Consider the following 15,535-nt stretch of genomic DNA (forward strand, 5'->3'; position numbering starts at 1 on the left):
CGCGTTGCCCGCGGGCGCAACGCCGTGAGACTATGGCGAAAATCGGGGTCGAAACGTTTTGATTTCCAACGCGGTTCAGACGCATTGACGTAAAAAATTTGAGAAACACGCCATGGTCGATCTGAAATTGTCTCTGCCGGACACCAGACGCACACTGCAATCGGTCACACGGCATTCGCTGGCGGTCCTGCTCGCGACATCAGCGCTTGGCGTGGTGTCGGCGCACGCCGTCGACGGCACCTGGACCGGCGCATCGAACAGCGAATGGACCGACGGCACAAACTGGAGCTCGACCCCGAGCGTGCCCGATGGCACGGCGACGTTCACCAACACCGGCCCGGCCGCCGTCCAGAGCAACGGGCTGGTCAATATCGGCACCGTCCTGTTCACCGGCGCGCCCAACCCCAACGCCCAAGCCTACACGATCGACACCAACGACATCTTCCTGGTGAACGGCACCGGCGTCTTCAACAATTCGACCAATACGCAGACCTTCAACGTCAATTCCAGCATGGTGTTCCAGAATTCCAGCAGCGCCAGCGCCGGAAGCCACGCCGTCACCTACAACAACAACAGTGCAATAGCCTTCACGAACAGCAGCACGGCTGGAACGGCCATCATCGCCAACAACGGCGATCTGGAGTTCAATAACAACAGCACGGGTGGCAGCGCCGTCATCACCAACAATGCGGTGACGAACTTCCAGGACGCCACCTCGGCCGGCAGCGCGAATATCACCAACGCCGCTAGTGGCACCCTGACCTTCAACAGCACGTCGACCGCCAGCACCGCGACCATCGTCAACAATGGAGTGGTCGCGTTCCAGAACTCCAGCAACGCCGGAAGCGCCAACATCACCAACGGCACCAATTCGTCACTCACTTTCGGTGATACGAGCACGGCGAGCAGCGCCCATATCAACACGACGGGCACCGGTGTCGCCATCACGTTCAACAATTCCAGCAACGCCGGCAGCGCGACCTTCACCGCCACCGCGACCACCTTCGGGACGATTACCTTCAACGACACCAGTTCGGCGAGCGCGGCACATATCGATCTCGTCGACACCAACCTGACCTTCAACAATTCCAGCAACGCCGGCAGTTCGACCATCACGATGTCGAATGCGACGCATGGCGGCAACATCGTGTTCAACGACACGAGTTCGGCCGGCACCGCCAACATCACCAATGTCAGCAGTCTCGGCGTCAACAATACCGTGCAATTTCTCGGCGCCAGCACCGCCGCCAACGCGACCATCGTCAATAATCCGGGCGTCGCCAGCGGCGGGCAGCTGTTTTTCGGAACGCTCGGCGGGACCGACACCGCAAATGCCGGAACCGCGCACATCACCAACAACAATCTGGGCACGACAAGCTTCCTCGCCCACACCTCGGCGTCGGGCGCGACGATTACCAACAACTCCGGCGGCGGCACCAATTTCCAGGACCAGAGCACGGCTGCGAACGCCACCATCGTCAACAACAGCGGCGGCGCGACCCAATTCGGCGTTCCCATCGTCGGCACCGACACCGCGACCGCCGGAAATGCGAACATCACCAATAACGCCGGCGGCACCACGGAATTCACCGCGGCGACAACGGCTGGAAATGCGACGATCCTGAACAAGGCCGGGAGCTTCCTGCAGTTTGGCGATTCCGGAATCGGAAGTTCGACCGCCACTGCCGCCAATTCGACGATCAACAACAGCGGCACCACCTCGTTCAATGCCCAAACCACCGCGGGCAATGCGATCGTCACCACCAACAGCGGCGGCAGCGTCTTCTTCTTCGATACCTCGACCGGCGGCAGCGCGCAGTTCATCACCAATGCCGGCGGCACCTTCGACATGTCCGGGCTGACGGCGGCCGGCATGACCGCGGGCTCGATCGCCGGCGCCGGCAGCTACATCCTCGGCGCCGAGAACCTTGCTGTCGGCAGCAACAACCTTTCAACCACCGTCAGTGGCGTAATTTCGGGCGTCGGCGGCTCGCTCACCAAGGTCGGCAGCGGCGCGCTGACCCTGTCGGGCATCAACACCTATAGCGGGGCGACCAATGTCAATGGCGGCACGTTGGTCGTCGACGGCTCGATCGCGACCTCGGTGCTGACCACCGTGAATGCCGGCGCCACGCTTGCCGGCTCCGGCACGGTCGGCAACACCGCGATTGCCGGCGGCACGCTCGCCCCCGGCAGCGCCGGCGGCAGCGTGTTCGGTCCGCTCACCGTACAGGGCAGCCTCTCCTTCACGGCGGCCTCGACCTACATGATCCAGGTTTCGCCGACCAATGCCGGCCTCACCAATGTGACGGGCACCGCAAACCTCGGCAGCGCCACGGTGAACGCGGTGTTCCAGCCGGGCAGCTATGTCGACAAGAAGTACACCATCCTCACCGCGACCGGCGGACTCGCTGGCACCACCTTCAATCCGGCGGTCGTTTCCAACAACCCGAACCTGCAGGCAACGCTCAGCTACGACGCCCACGATGCGTTCCTGAACATCAAGCTTTCATTCGTTTCGCCGAGCGGGCTCAATATCAATCAGCAGAACGTCGCCAACGCGCTGACCAATTTCTTCAACACCACGGGCAGCATTCCCGCGGCCTTTGCGACGCTCAACGCCGCAGGGCTGACGGTCGCCTCCGGCGAACTCGGCACCGGCGTGATCCAGTCCTCGATCAAGGCCGACGACCTCTTCCTCAATTTGCTGCTCGATCCCACCATTGCAGGCCGCGGCGCGGGCTTCAGCGCCCCCGGCAGCGCCTCGCAATATGCCGCCGGCGACGACGAGGCCTCCGCCTTTGCCGAGAAACGTCTGGCGACGCCGAGCGAGCGCGCGGCCTACGCCATGGTGACCAAGGCGCCGCTGCTAGCTCCCCAGGCGGCCAACCGCTGGAGCGTCTGGGGCGCCGGCTATGGCGGCTCCGCGACCATCAATGGCAACGCCGTCGTCGGGTCGCAGGACACCACGGCCCGCGTCTGGGGCATCGCCGCCGGCGCCGACTACAAGGTCACGCCGGACAGCCTGATCGGCTTTGCGGTGGCAGGCGGCGGCACTGGCTTCTCGCTCGCCAACAGCCTCGGCAGCGGCTCGGCCGACCTGTTCCAGGCCGGCGTCTTCGGCCGGCAGAATTTCGGCCCGGCCTATCTGTCGGCGGCGCTGGCCTATGGCTGGCACGACGTCACCACCAACCGCACCGTGACGCTGGCCGGCCTCGACCAGCTGCAGGGCCGTTTCCGGGCCGAGACGTTCTCGGGTCGGTTCGAAGGCGGCTACCGGTTTGCCACCCCCGTGGTCGGCCTCACGCCTTACGCCGCCGCCCAGGTGATCAGCTTCAATCTTCCGGCCTATGCCGAACAGGCGGTGATCGGCAGCCCGCTGTTCGCGCTGAACTACGCCGCCCAGACCACGACCGCGACCCGCACCGAACTCGGCCTGCGCACCGACAAATCGTTTGCGATGCAGGATGCGATGCTGACGCTGCGCGGCCGCGCCGCCTGGGCGCACGATTACAACCCCGACCGCGCGGTCACGGCACTGTTCCAGTCGTTGCCGGGTGCGACCTTCGTCGTCAACGGCGCGCGCGGCAATCCGGATGCGGCGCTGGTCAGCGCCGGCGCCGAAATGAAGTGGCTGAACGGCTTCTCGCTGGCGGCCACCTTCGAGGGCGAGTTCTCCGGCAATGTCACCAGCTATGCCGGCAAGGGCGTCGCCAAATATAGCTGGTAGGCCTGATCCCGCCGGTAGCGCTGATCGCCGGCAGCTTCGGAAAGCCGCTGCGGCAGCTCGACCGTTGCTTATTTGCCTGCCTGCCATTGCCCGGAAACGCCGAGCACGACCCTGATCCGCCCCGCGCCGCCTTCATTGGCCGCCGTCGTTTGCGGCACCTGCACATCGAGTTGATCCACGAACAGGAAGGGCATGCCGACCTCGAGGTCGTAGAGCAGCTTTTGCAGCGCCGGCTGCTCCATCTCGCAACTGACGACGAGGCCGACGAAACCGTCCTTGGCCTGCGTGCCCAGCACATCGACCTGCGAGGACTGGATGGTGCCGCCGACATTGCTGACGGCGGTGGCGACCCGCTGCAGCAGCGCCGCGCCCGCGACCGTCACCGTCGGTCCCTCCAGGAATGGCGTGCCGGGATGCTCGGCCGAGGGCGATAACGCACCGCGCGCCTTGCGGCCGCGCAGCTGGTCGAGCAGATCGGCGGTCTGCGCCAGCGCCCGCTGGTGATCGAGGATGTTCGCAATCGCAAGCCCAGCGGTCACCAGCAGGCCGCAGGTGACCGCCAGATAGAGTACGACCGCGATCAGCGGCGAATGCGTCAGCGTGCGCGTGACGATGTTACCCGAACTCACGTTGGCGGCGCTCATGTTGCCTGGACTCATGGCGCCACCGTATTCTTCGGTTCGACCCGCGTCTCGATATGGAAGCGCTCGCCGGGATCGGACGGCGCGCGCGTCGTCGGCGCATAGAAGGTGGCGCGGGCGAAATGCGGCGATTGCTCGATCAGCGGGATCAGCGACGGCGCGTCGCGGGTGATGCCGGATATCTGCAGCTTGTTGGCGGCCAGGTGCAATTCGGTGACGTAGGTATGATCGGGCAGAACCTGACTCAGCGCCTCGAGCACGATGACGCTCGCCGGCGTCTCGTATTTGCGCCGCTCCAGGGCCGCGACCGGCGACCGATCGCCGCCGTCGGCGCCGGCGCGAATCGCCGCGCGCCGCGCCGAAATCTGCCGCGCCAGCTCATCCTCCTGGGCCCCGAGATTATCGGCCACATAGGCCGCCACCGAGACCGAAACCAGCGCCGCCGCCGCGACCGCGCCGAGCCCGATCAGCAGCGCACGGCTAAGATGCGCCGCGTCGAGATGGCCGCGGGCCTTTTGCTCGAACACCTTGACGCGCCCCGCATCGCGTTCGCTGACATCGGTGCAGACCGCGATGGAAGCGGGATGAAAACCCGACACCGCCTGCACATAGGACATCGCGACCTTGCGCGTGGTGGCGGCGATCATGGTGGTGATGCTCTCGGCGCCGCTTGCCGCAGGCGCGCTGCAGCCGAACACCGCCTCGCTGGCGCTCCACGGCGTCAGGCGGTCGATCTGCGCGCGCACGATGCCTTCGAGGAAATCCGCGGCGCGCGCCGGCAATTCGAGCGGACGCAACAGGAATCGTTTGGGCTGCAGCACGATCTCGACCCGGCTTCCCCTGAACAGGGGCGCCAGATTGGGGGCGGACAGGGTTCCGTCGCTGAACCCGATCCGCGCGGGAATGTTTTCGGCCTTGCCCGCCGCCTCCACGGCAAATCCGCCGTCGTCGCCCTCGACCAGCCGGACCACGCGCGGCGAGACGATGCGGTCGAGCCCGGCGATAAGCGCGGCCGCCACGCTGCCAGTCCATGCGCCCAAGGCCGCGCCGATCGGCTGGAACAGTTTCATCTCGATGAGGCCCTTTGTGCTGTCGTGCTGCCGTCGGAGGCATTGCGCCACGACAATACACGATAAGGCTCGTCGCCGCCTTCGAGAAGCAGGATCACGATTTCGGCCCCGCTGCGCCGTCCGTCCGGCAGTTCGACGTCGACCGCGATCCGATAGGCCCGGGAGCCCGAAAGTGTCGCGCCCTCGCCGCCGACCATCCCGATCAGGGATTGCGGGTCGAGCGTGGGATCGCTGCGCTGCGTCAGCACCGATTGCAGATTCTCCGGCGTCATGTTCGGGAGCGCCGCCAGCACCTGCGGCGCGGCATCGAGGACATTGATCGTCGCCAGATTGCTGAACACGGTCACGAACGGAAGCATGCGCTCGATGATGGCGGGTGGAATGCCGCGCACGAGCCACAGTTCCTCGGACGACGGGAACGGCGCGTGGCGCGGGATATAGGGCGCTCCCGAGGTCCGATAGAACGAGTTTTCGGGGTCGTCGTCGCCGAGTTCGGTCGGGGCGCGCCAGGCGAGGATACGATCGGCATAGCCGGGCGCATCCGACGGACTGGCGCCAAGCCCGATCATCAGTCCGGAGAGCAGGCCCTTCGGCGCGGCGTTCAGGTCGACGCGCGCGGCCTCGGAACGGAAGGTCACAAACACGCGGCCTTGACCGACCCGGGCGTTAAACGTGCCGCTGGTCGGACGGAGGCCTTCCTTGACGGTCATCAGCTGATAAGCGGCAAGCTCGACCCCGGCAGTCACCAACGCCTCGGCCTGGATCCGGTCGGTGCTCCCGGCCACTACCACCGCGGTGTTGGTGACATAGACCAGATAAATCAGCACCAGAGCCGACAGCGCTGCAAGAATCCACAGCACGGCGACGACGATGAAGCCGCGCGCGCCCGCTTTCGACGTCAAGCCCAATTGCATCCCGGCCGGTTCAGCTCTCAGAGCTGCTCCTCTTTTTTGTCCGCATCCGGCTTCTGCTTCGCCGTCAGACAGGTCGCTGGATTCTTTGCCCGCACGCATTCGGCTGGTGCATTGACGTGGACGGTAGCGGCGCGGGAGACTGCAAGCACCTGCCCGGTCGCGCTGTCGCGGACGGTGACACGGACCATATCCGGAAGCTGCCTCTTGCCGAGCCAGTCCGGCTGCCAGACCTGATCCGGCCCGGCATAGGAAAATGATACGCGAAGCGGCGAACGGATCAGAACGACCTGATCGGCAAAGCGGATTTGTGCATCCGACGGCATCGGCGCGAACGGTGCGCGCTCGCGCACCATGGCAAGGCCCTGACTGTCGGCCTTCTCGATCAGCCTGATGATTTCGAGCCCGGGACGCGCATTGGGACCGACCGCGGTTCGCAGGAAGGTAACCGCCAGTTCGGAACCCTCGAACAGCGGCGTCTTGGCATCGCCGTTGGCCGGGATCGTCTCCGCGACCGAGAGGTCGGCCACGATGCGATCGAGACCCATCGCCAGCCGTTCGGCGCGCTGCACGCGCGCCATGCCCCGGTTCCAGTTCGGCAGCCACTGCGCCGTCACCGTCGCCAGCGCGGCCAGGATCACAGTCATCAGCAGCGTCGCCAGCAACACTTCGACCAGCGTGAAGCCAGCCTCACCGGCCGGCGCGCGTCGCGGGATCGCGCTCATTCGGCGAGCTTTGGCACGATCCGCACCGTCACCACCTGGATGGCTGGGCCGCCTGGCGCCTGCATCCGCATGTTGACGGCCAGCGGCACGAACGGGCTGGTTTGCGCACCGTCCGGCACCGCCATGTTCAGCGGCGCGACATCGATCCGCCAGCGATGGCCCGCCAGTTCGCCGGACTGGCGGCCCGGTTTAAGGAGATTGCGCGCCGGCAACGCGGCCAGCAGCGTCTCGGCGGCTCCGGTCAGGGCCAGCCGCTGGTCGATCGAGCGCGTGCCCTTCACGGTGGTGCCGATGACCGCCCCGATCGACGACAGCACGGCCGCGATGATCGCCAGCGCCACCAGCGCCTCGATCAGCGTAAAACCCTTTTCGCCGTCAGAGCAGCTTCTGCGGGACAATATCGACGCCTCCGGTCAGCCAGTTGACGCGCACTTCAAATCCCATCCCCGGCCGTACCAGCGCGATCACGCCGCCGCACGACATCCCGGAGGGGAAGAAATCGATCGATCTGCCGGCAACGCGATCCGCGCAGCGCGATGCCAGTAGCGCGTTCACCGACACGTCATTGGGCAGACGGATGACGCGGCCGGTGACGCCGGAGCGGATCGACCGCGTCTCCGCATCGACCAGGGTCGCGACCTGGATTTGCCGGCGCAACGCGGCATTGCGATCCGTCTTCAATAGTGCGGCGGTTTGGACCGCATAGCTCTCCAGCTTCGCACGCGAGGTGGCGCGCGGAATTGCGGGCAGGATGATCGCGGCAAGCATGCCGATGATGGCGAGTACGCAAAGGATTTCGATCAATGCGAACCCTCTGTCGCCTCCGCCGCTTCTAGCGCGTGCCGCTGGCAATATCGGCTGCCGTTCCACTGCCGCCTTCCTGACCGTCGGAGCCAAGGGAAATAATCTCGTAGGGCGCGTGCTCACCCGGCGCACGGTACAGATAGCTGCGACCCCAGGGATCGTTGGGCACCACCCCGCCGCGCAAATACGGTCCGTTCCATCCCGGCGCATTGTTGCTGCGCGTCAACGCGGCGAGGCCTTCGTTGCTGTTGGGATAGCGCCCAAGGTCCAGATAATAGAGGTCGAGCGCGCTGGAGAAGCTTTCGATCTGGATTTTGGCGGCCTTCGCCTTGGACTCGCTGAGATAATTCAGCACCCGCGGTCCGACCAGCGCCATGATCAGGCCGATGATGGTGATCACCACGAGGATTTCGACCAGCGTAAAGCCGGCCTGCGACCTGCGCCGGCGTCTTGCCGCACTGACTGTCAAATTTCGACGCACCGGCATCTCCTCAAAACCTCTAACCTACGATCTGACTGACGGACATTAACGCCGTCATGACAGACACGATCAATCCACCGACGACAATGCTGATGACGATGATTGCCGCGGGGCCTGCGATCCCGACCACGCGATCGAGCGTGCGTTGCAGCTTGGCCTCGTAGAATTCGGCCACCCGGCCCGCCAGGGCGGGCAATTGTCCGGTTTCATCGCCGAGCCGCAGCATCCGCACCGCCATCGACGGCAGCGCCTGGGTCTCGGCCAGCGCATCCGACAGTTTTGCGCCGTGACGGACCCGATCGGCGGCGTCGGTCCAGACCTCGGATGGACCCGCGGTCGACATCATATCGACGAGGATGCGCAGCGTCGTCGTCAAATTGACGCCGCTTCCGAGCAAAAGGCCGAGATTCCGGCAGAACAGCGAACTCCGGTAATACTTCATGACCTCGCGAATGGCGGGCAGCCGGGTCAGCGTGTTCACGAAACCGCGGCGAACGCCCTCCTGACGCAGCGTCAACCAGCTCGTCGCGACGGTTGCGGCAAGTATCGCCAGCACGGCGTCGGAATTGGCCCGCAGGAAGGTCGAAAGGTTCAGGAAACCGAGAATAAACGGGTCCACCTTGGCGCCGAAATCCTGCAGCACGCTGGCAAATTGCGGCAGCACGAAAGTGAGGAAGAACAACAGCACGCATCCGGCGGCGCCCAGCACGAACAGCGGGTAGCGCACCGCCTCGACCAGCCGCCGCTTCAGCGCCTCGGTGCGGGTCCGTTCATCGGCCAGCACTTCCAGCACCTGGTCCAGCGATCCCGAGGCCTCGCCGACGCGGATCAGCGCCACATACATTGGCGGGAACAGACCCTCGTGCCGCGACAGCGCTTCCGCAAAACTCTCGCCGGCAACGACGCGCGACCTGATATCGGCCACCACCGGCCGCAACCGGCCGAAATCGCGATCGGCGGCGAGCAGTTCAAGGCCGTCATTGATCCGCGCCCCGGCGCGCAGCAACAGCGCCATGTCGCGCGTGAAAATCGTGATGTCCTCGGCCTTGGGCTTGTTGAACAGGCTGCTGAAGGCGTTGCGTGCCGAGCCGCCCTCCTCCAGCGTGACGTTGTCGACCAGCACCAGACCGAGACGCTCGATCCGCTGCGCGACGTCGCCGGGCGCGGGTGCGGCGATCGCACCGGAGACCAGTTCGCCATTGCCGTTGAGCGCGCGGTATCGGTAATTGGGCATCGGATCACCGCACTGTCGTGACGCGGAAAACCTCGGGGACGGTGGTCACCCCGGCGCGGCATTTGGCGACCGCGTCCGCCAGCATCGTGGTCATGCCGCCCGCCATCGCCGCCGCATCGATGGTGTGCGAGTCGGTCTGTGGCCCGACCAGCTTGCGCACGTCTTCCGACATTTCGAGGATCTCGAAAACGCCGTTGCGGCCGCGGAAACCGGTACCGCCGCAGCGCTCGCAGCCGCCCGCTTCATGAACCACCTCGCCTGCGCCGAAGCCGATCACGGCGAAGCGCGGGTCGTTGTCGATATCGTGGGCGGTCAATGTGTGCGGCACCTTGCAGCGGTCGCACAGCACCCGCACCAGCCGCTGCGCGACCACGGCCCGCAGCGTCGATTTCAGGAGAAAGCCTTCGATGCCGAGATCGATCAGCCGCGGCACGGCGGCGGCCGCGGTCTCGGTATGCAGCGTGGTCAGCACGAGATGGCCGGTGAGCGCGGCATGGATGGCGATATGGGCGGTCTCGGCGTCGCGGATTTCGCCAACCATGATGACGTCCGGGTCCTGGCGCACGAACGAGCGCATCGCGGACGCAAAGGTGAGGCCAATGGAGGGCTTGACCTGCGACTGATTGATGCCGGGGATCTCGTATTCGACGGGGTCCTCGATGGTGAGGATCTTGCGGGTCGGCTCGTTCAGGATCGACAGCATGGTCGCCAGCGTCGTGGTCTTGCCGCTGCCGGTTGGCCCGGTCACCACGATCATGCCATGCGGCAGCGCCAGGAGACGTGTCATGATCTGCTCGTCGCGCGGGAACAGGCCGAGCTTGCCCATTTCGAGCAGGCCGCGGTCGCGCGGCAGGAGACGAATGACGGCGCTCTCGCCGGCTTGCGTCGGCATGGTGGCGACGCGCACGTCGAGCTCGGCGCGGCTGACGCGCACCCGCGCGGCGCCGTCCTGCGGCAAGCGGCGCTCGGCAATGTTGAGGCCGGCCAGAATCTTGACGCGCGAGATCAGCGCCTGCGGCGGGATGCCCGACGGTGACGGCATCGCGCGCAGCAGCCCGTCGACGCGCATCCGCACCACGAGCCCGGTGCGGAACGGCTCGATGTGGATGTCGCTGGCGCGCAGCTCGACCGCGCGCTCCAGGAGATCGTTGAGCGCGCGCACCACGGGCGCGCCGCTGGCCAGATCGCGCAGACTCTCGATGTCGTCGTCGGATTGCTGGCTCGATCCCCTCGCCCCCTCTTCCGCCGCCGCACCATCGGCCTCGATGCGCTGGTCGAGCACGGTGGTGATGTCCTCGAACGAGCCCACCGCGACCTCGACCGGCTCGCCGAATACGATTTCGGCGGCGCGGATCGCCGCGGTGTCGGAAGGATCGGCGACCGCCAGACGATAGCTTCCGTTCGGCGCCCGCACCGGGAAGATCGTGGACTCGCGCAGGAAGCGACGGGAAAATCCGTCGAGGCAGGGCGTCGATGCCAGCAGTTGCGGCAGGCTCAACCGCACCACGCCCCAATAATCCGAAACCTCGTCGGCAAATTCGGCCGCCGAAAGGTCGGTCGCTTCCCACAGCTCGCGCAGCGGGCGCGTCAGGGTTGAATTCACAGGATTTTCGACGCGCGCCCGCGCCCGCGCCGGCAACGAATATTTTTCCAGGATGTGCTGCCGGAAGGTCTCTGCGGACAGGTCTCGCATCGAATTCCCACCGCTAACCTTGTTACTGGAATACAACAGCTCTTGCGTGCAGCAGGACGGCCTTTGCCCTTGACTTATTTAGTAGCAAAAACATAATCGTGGCGCAAACAATTGAACGCCCGGACCATGGGGGATCGGGCGTGTTTTTTCAGTACAGCACAGCGTTGGTAGGCGTATCTTGATCAAAGTGGTCCATCCGCTTTCGCGCCTGCGTTCAGGACTGGCTGGAACGCTCGTTCTATTTTTGTCCGCTTTCGCGCTGACCGCGTGCATCGTGACCGCCGATCAGTCGATCGAGAGTAATCCCAAAGACCCCCGCGCCCAGGACGTCGGCGAAAGGATCCAGTCCATCGATCTGCTGCCGCGCCAGGCCGCGGATAGCGAAGCCACCGGCCTCCGGCAGCCGAGCGCATCGCGCCCGGCGATCTACCTTAGCGACGGCTCGACACCGCAAGGCGCGGCCCTGACGGAGCGCGATGGCGCCGGCGGAAGTGGCAACGGCTACGATCTCAATTTCGAAAACGCGCCGGTCGCCACGGTGGCGAAGGTCATCCTTGGCGACGTGTTGAACGTCGGCTACAGCATCGACCCGCGCGTGCAGGGAACCGTGACGCTGGCCTCGGTTCGCCCGGTGGCGAAAGCTGACGCGCTGTACGTGCTGGAAAACGCACTCAAGATGTCCGGCGTGGCGCTGGCGCGCGATCGCAACGGATACCGGCTGCTGCCGTCGGCGGAAGCCGGACCCGGCGGCATCGACCGCACCGCCTCCGCCGAAGCCGGCCAGGGCATCAGCGTGGTTCCGCTGCGCTATGTTTCGGCGCAGACGGTGTTCAAGCTGCTCGACGCCTTCGGTGTCAAAGCTTCCACCGTTCGCCCGGACAGCGGACGCAATACCCTGATGATCAGCGGTAGCGGCTCCGACCGGGCGGCGGCGATTGACACTATCATGAGCTTCGACGCCGACTGGATGAAGGGACAATCGGTCGGCATTTTCCCGGTGCGCAACTCAACCCCGGAGCCGCTGATTTCCGAACTCGAGAAGATCATGGATTCGGGCGACGGCGGCCTCACCCAGAACATGGTCAAGTTCCAGCCGATCGGCCGGCTCAATTCCATCATGGTGGTGAGCCAGAAGCCCGAATATCTCAAGCGCGCCGGCACCTGGATCGCGCGGCTCGACAAATCCGATACCGAAGCCGCCAACATGAAGTCCTACCCGCTGCGCTACGGGAATTCGAAAACTGTGGTGGCGCTGCTCAACGAAATGCTGATCGGCCGCGGTGGCGGCGGCGGGAGCCTCGACAGTGCCGCGAGCCAGATTTCGCCCGGCGCCGGCCTTTCGTTGTCCTCCTCCGGCAACAATCCAGTCGCCTCCTTAAGCGCATTGCCGACCGCGGGTGCCGGCGCTCCCGTGCCCATCACCGGAGGTCAGGGGTTGTCGCTGGGCGCGCGTCCGGCTCCCGCTCAAGCTCAAACTTCGGGTCTGGATTCGCAGTCCGGCAACGGGTCGGGTTCTGGCGCGAAGTCGGTCGGCAGCGGCGGCTATCTCCAGAACGTCCGGATCACGGCTGACGTCACCAACAATGCGATTCTCGTCTACGCCAACAGTGAATCGCAACGCATCGTGGAACAGACGATCCAGCAGATCGACCGGCCGCAGCGCCAGATCGCGATCGAGGCCACGATCGCCGAGATCACGTTGAACGATCAACTGAACTACGGCGTGCAGTATTTCCTGGCGAGCCAGAAAGGTTCGATCTCCTATACGATTCCCGGCGTCGCCACTTCCGGCACCGGTACCACGACCACCGGTGGCACCACCACGGCGATCGAGCCCGCCAGCAACGCCGTCAACGCCGCCGCCGGTGCGCTGCTGGGGCGTGTCGTTCCCGGATTCAATCTCTTGGTCGGCGCGGAGAATTCGCCGCGCGTCATTCTCGACGCGCTGCATAACATCACCAACGTCAAGGTGCTGTCCAACCCGTCGCTGGTCGTACTCGACAATCAGGCCGCGACCTTGCAGGTCGGCGACCAGGTGCCGTTCTCGACCGGCACCGCGACCGTGCTGACCGCGAACAATACCGTGGTCAACACCATCGACTACAAGAACACCGGCATCATCCTTCGCGTGCTGCCGCGCGCCAATGCCAACGGCAACGTCGTGCTGGACATCGAGCAGGAGATCTCCAGCGTGGCTGCGGGAAGCGCGGGATCGCTGACGCCGACGATTTCGCAGCGGCGCGTCAAGAGCTCGATCGCGGTGACGAGCGGCCAGACCGTGCTGCTGGCGGGCCTGATCAGCGAGACCGAAAACAAGCAACGGCAAGGCATTCCGGTGCTGGATTCCATTCCCGGCCTCGGCGACGCGTTTTCGCATCAGATCAACTCGCGGGCGCGGACCGAGTTGATCCTGTTCATCCGCCCGACGGTGATCAGGGACCCCATCGATGCCCATGTCATCGCCGAGGAAATGCGCAGCAAGATGAACAACCGCCTGGTCGGCACCAGCAATCCCGTGGTCGTGGTCGATCCGCCGCGCGCCACGCGCTAGCGCGCCGTCGCGACAGCGGTGCGGGCTTTGGGAATGCATTATCCGCAAGCCGGTCTGATCGCGTGATCGTCCAATCGACAGGCCGGCAAGCCCTTCTCGGCCTGATGCTGCTGGCGGCGGTTGGGGTCAGCCTTACCGCGGCGCCCGGGCTCGACGGCGTGCTGGGCGCGTTCCTGGGCGCGCTGATGCTGGCAATCGCGGCCAGCGACTTCCGCCGCTACATCATTCCCAACGAACTGACGGGCGCGGCGCTGACGCTGGCGCTATTCCGCGCCGGGGCGGCCGGACCGGAGGCGGGTTGGGAGGCGGTGATCTGGGCCGCCGGGAGGGGGCTGGCCGTCGCGCTGCCTTTCCTGGCCCTGATGACCGGTTACCGATGGTGGCGCGGCCGCGACGGGCTCGGGCTTGGCGATATCAAGCTCGCCGCCGTCGCCGGCGTGTGGCTCAACTTCGTAACGGTCTTTGCGGTGGTCGAGCTCGCGACCCTGTCGGCGCTCGGCGCCTACTTCGTGAGCGGCTATCTCAGGAAGCGTCCGATCAAGGCAACGGCGCGGCTTCCATTCGGGCTGTTCCTCGCGCCGGCGATCTGGATCGGCTGGCTGGTCGAGGCGATGTTGAGATAACGAGCCTGTCTTGCTTTTGGCGGCCGGCCGCGGCTGACGCCTGAACCCACGCCTGCGCCGCATCAATTAACAGGAATGGTGAACTCCGGTTATGGTCGATTGATCGTGCGGCGCACCCAGCCGGCTTCCGCGCGCCGTCACTGGTCCCGCCCAAGCAGCTGTTAAAGCTCAGGTGGCAGCAAGAATTTCTTACTATCCATGATTGTTTGACGATGGATGGTCTTCGCCTAACATCATCGGTCTAGGTATCAGGTCATTATCGCCAAGTTATTTTCTGCGTTGTACGGGGGTACGTCGTGTTTGATCATTTTAGTCGCCGCGCCTTCATTGGCGCGTCGTTGGTCGCCGTAGGGACTTTACCTTATTCGGTTTCAGCGATCGCGGCACCTCAGTGTGTCAGCGGTTCGCTGCCGGGCTTCTTGCCAAATCGGCTGACCGTCGACTGCGCCTCACGGATGAACTTCCGGCTGTTCCGGCAGAACCCTACCGATCTCGGGCTCGCTGGCGTCGTCAGCATGACCTTCGTTCGCGGGAATCAAGGGTCTTACAGCGCGGGGAATCTGTTCCTGTTTCCCTGGTTGAAGGCCAAAGGACGCGCCCGGAAGATCGTCTGGCCAAGCGTCGCACCGACGGACGCGACGCAATTTTTCCAGGCCAGCCCGATGCCGAACAATTATCTGCCGGTGGGCGATTATTTCTGTCAGTTCGTGCTCAAGGCGCCGGTGTCGAATTTCATCGGCTTTGAGCTGGACGCCGCGCCGTTTGAACAGGGGCGCGCGAAATTGCCGTGGGTCACCAACGTCAATAAACTCGCGGACGGCAAACCGGTGGGTATCAATTGGACGAGCTCCAATCTCAACCGTCCCTGGTTTGGCGGCAACAGTTGCATCCCCAATACCGATACCTGCAACGGCCTCGCCTGGCGCAAGGTCATCGTCGATGGACTGAATCAGGCATCCGTGGGCGCCTGCTGAGCCGCGCGTCGTCAGGAAGGTGTCTCCGGTCGAGGTGTTGTTGAACTGGCATCTTTATTCTGACGCGTTTTCTACCGCAGATAAGTCCACGCAATCTA

General features: G+C 64.9%; 13 protein-coding genes. 4 read left to right on the top strand and 9 right to left on the bottom strand.

Annotation, left to right across the window (positions count from 1 at the left end):
* Nucleotides 1-112: 112 nt before the first annotated feature.
* Nucleotides 113-3,730: an autotransporter domain-containing protein gene (locus tag V1289_RS05080; protein ID WP_334395912.1), complete on the top strand. Its 3,618-nt coding sequence runs from the start codon at nucleotides 113-115 to the stop codon at nucleotides 3,728-3,730.
* Nucleotides 3,731-3,798: 68 nt separating this feature from the next.
* On the opposite strand, the gene gspM is transcribed toward V1289_RS05080, so the two are convergent.
* Genes gspM through V1289_RS05125 form a run of 9 tightly spaced genes read right to left on the bottom strand, consistent with a single transcriptional unit; the run spans nucleotide 3,799 to nucleotide 11,289 of the window.
* On the bottom strand, nucleotides 3,799-4,374 hold the full coding sequence (gene gspM, locus V1289_RS05085) for a type II secretion system protein GspM (RefSeq protein ID WP_334395913.1): 576 nt from the start codon (nucleotides 4,372-4,374) through the stop codon (nucleotides 3,799-3,801).
* A gap of 11 nt (nucleotides 4,375-4,385) precedes the next feature.
* Entirely contained in the window at nucleotides 4,386-5,441 is a 1,056-nt protein-coding gene (locus tag V1289_RS05090) for a PilN domain-containing protein (protein WP_334395914.1), read from the bottom strand.
* Nucleotides 5,438-6,343 carry a general secretion pathway protein GspK gene (locus V1289_RS05095; protein WP_334395915.1) on the bottom strand — a complete coding sequence of 302 codons (906 nt, stop codon included), beginning with the start codon at nucleotides 6,341-6,343 and terminating at the stop codon, nucleotides 5,438-5,440. Before V1289_RS05095 ends, V1289_RS05090 begins: the two co-directional genes overlap by 4 nt.
* Before the next feature lie 29 nt (nucleotides 6,344-6,372).
* Complete coding sequence (locus V1289_RS05100) at nucleotides 6,373-7,077, bottom strand: PulJ/GspJ family protein (protein ID WP_334395916.1); 705 nt, start codon at nucleotides 7,075-7,077, stop codon at nucleotides 6,373-6,375.
* Nucleotides 7,074-7,475, bottom strand: coding sequence for a prepilin-type N-terminal cleavage/methylation domain-containing protein (locus tag V1289_RS05105; RefSeq protein ID WP_334395917.1), 402 nt, complete (start codon nucleotides 7,473-7,475; stop codon nucleotides 7,074-7,076). Before V1289_RS05105 ends, V1289_RS05100 begins: the two co-directional genes overlap by 4 nt.
* Nucleotides 7,453-7,947: a prepilin-type N-terminal cleavage/methylation domain-containing protein gene (locus V1289_RS05110; RefSeq protein WP_334395918.1), complete on the bottom strand. Its 495-nt coding sequence runs from the start codon at nucleotides 7,945-7,947 to the stop codon at nucleotides 7,453-7,455. Before V1289_RS05110 ends, V1289_RS05105 begins: the two co-directional genes overlap by 23 nt.
* Nucleotides 7,910-8,362, bottom strand: coding sequence for a type II secretion system major pseudopilin GspG (gene gspG / locus V1289_RS05115; protein WP_334395919.1), 453 nt, complete (start codon nucleotides 8,360-8,362; stop codon nucleotides 7,910-7,912). Before gspG ends, V1289_RS05110 begins: the two co-directional genes overlap by 38 nt.
* 19 nt (nucleotides 8,363-8,381) lie before the next feature.
* Nucleotides 8,382-9,596: a type II secretion system F family protein gene (locus tag V1289_RS05120; protein ID WP_334395920.1), complete on the bottom strand. Its 1,215-nt coding sequence runs from the start codon at nucleotides 9,594-9,596 to the stop codon at nucleotides 8,382-8,384.
* Nucleotides 9,597-9,600: 4 nt separating this feature from the next.
* Nucleotides 9,601-11,289, bottom strand: a complete 1,689-nt coding sequence (locus tag V1289_RS05125) for a GspE/PulE family protein (protein WP_334395921.1) — start codon at nucleotides 11,287-11,289, stop codon at nucleotides 9,601-9,603.
* Nucleotides 11,290-11,476: 187 nt separating this feature from the next.
* Here V1289_RS05125 and gspD point away from each other — a divergent pair, with 187 nt between their 5' ends.
* From gspD to V1289_RS05140, 3 genes are all read left to right on the top strand, one after another.
* Complete coding sequence (gene gspD / locus V1289_RS05130; RefSeq protein ID WP_442896168.1) at nucleotides 11,477-13,840, top strand: type II secretion system secretin GspD; 2,364 nt, start codon at nucleotides 11,477-11,479, stop codon at nucleotides 13,838-13,840.
* Between the two features lie 62 nt (nucleotides 13,841-13,902).
* Nucleotides 13,903-14,463 (top strand): A24 family peptidase, encoded by a 561-nt coding sequence (locus V1289_RS05135; RefSeq protein ID WP_334395923.1) that lies wholly within the window; start codon nucleotides 13,903-13,905, stop codon nucleotides 14,461-14,463.
* 296 nt (nucleotides 14,464-14,759) lie between these two features.
* A complete protein-coding gene (locus V1289_RS05140; RefSeq protein WP_334395924.1) occupies nucleotides 14,760-15,437 on the top strand; it encodes a hypothetical protein in 678 nt (225 codons plus the stop codon).
* Nucleotides 15,438-15,535 lie beyond the last annotated feature (98 nt).

Origin of the sequence: Bradyrhizobium sp. AZCC 2289 (assembly GCF_036924615.1) — a bacterium.
In the GTDB taxonomy this organism is placed as follows: domain Bacteria; phylum Pseudomonadota; class Alphaproteobacteria; order Rhizobiales; family Xanthobacteraceae; genus Bradyrhizobium.

What these genes read in the sequence shown, in the direction of transcription:
- V1289_RS05125 (WP_334395921.1), bottom strand. Translation starts at nt 11,289, where the DNA reads ATGCGAGACCTGTCCGCAGAGACCTTCCGGCAGCACATCCTGGAAAAA.
- V1289_RS05100 (WP_334395916.1), bottom strand. Translation starts at nt 7,077, where the DNA reads ATGAGCGCGATCCCGCGACGCGCGCCGGCCGGTGAGGCTGGCTTCACG.
- V1289_RS05120 (WP_334395920.1), bottom strand. Translation starts at nt 9,596, where the DNA reads ATGCCCAATTACCGATACCGCGCGCTCAACGGCAATGGCGAACTGGTC.
- V1289_RS05080 (WP_334395912.1), top strand. Translation starts at nt 113, where the DNA reads ATGGTCGATCTGAAATTGTCTCTGCCGGACACCAGACGCACACTGCAA.
- V1289_RS05090 (WP_334395914.1), bottom strand. Translation starts at nt 5,441, where the DNA reads ATGAAACTGTTCCAGCCGATCGGCGCGGCCTTGGGCGCATGGACTGGC.
- gspM (WP_334395913.1), bottom strand. Translation starts at nt 4,374, where the DNA reads ATGAGCGCCGCCAACGTGAGTTCGGGTAACATCGTCACGCGCACGCTG.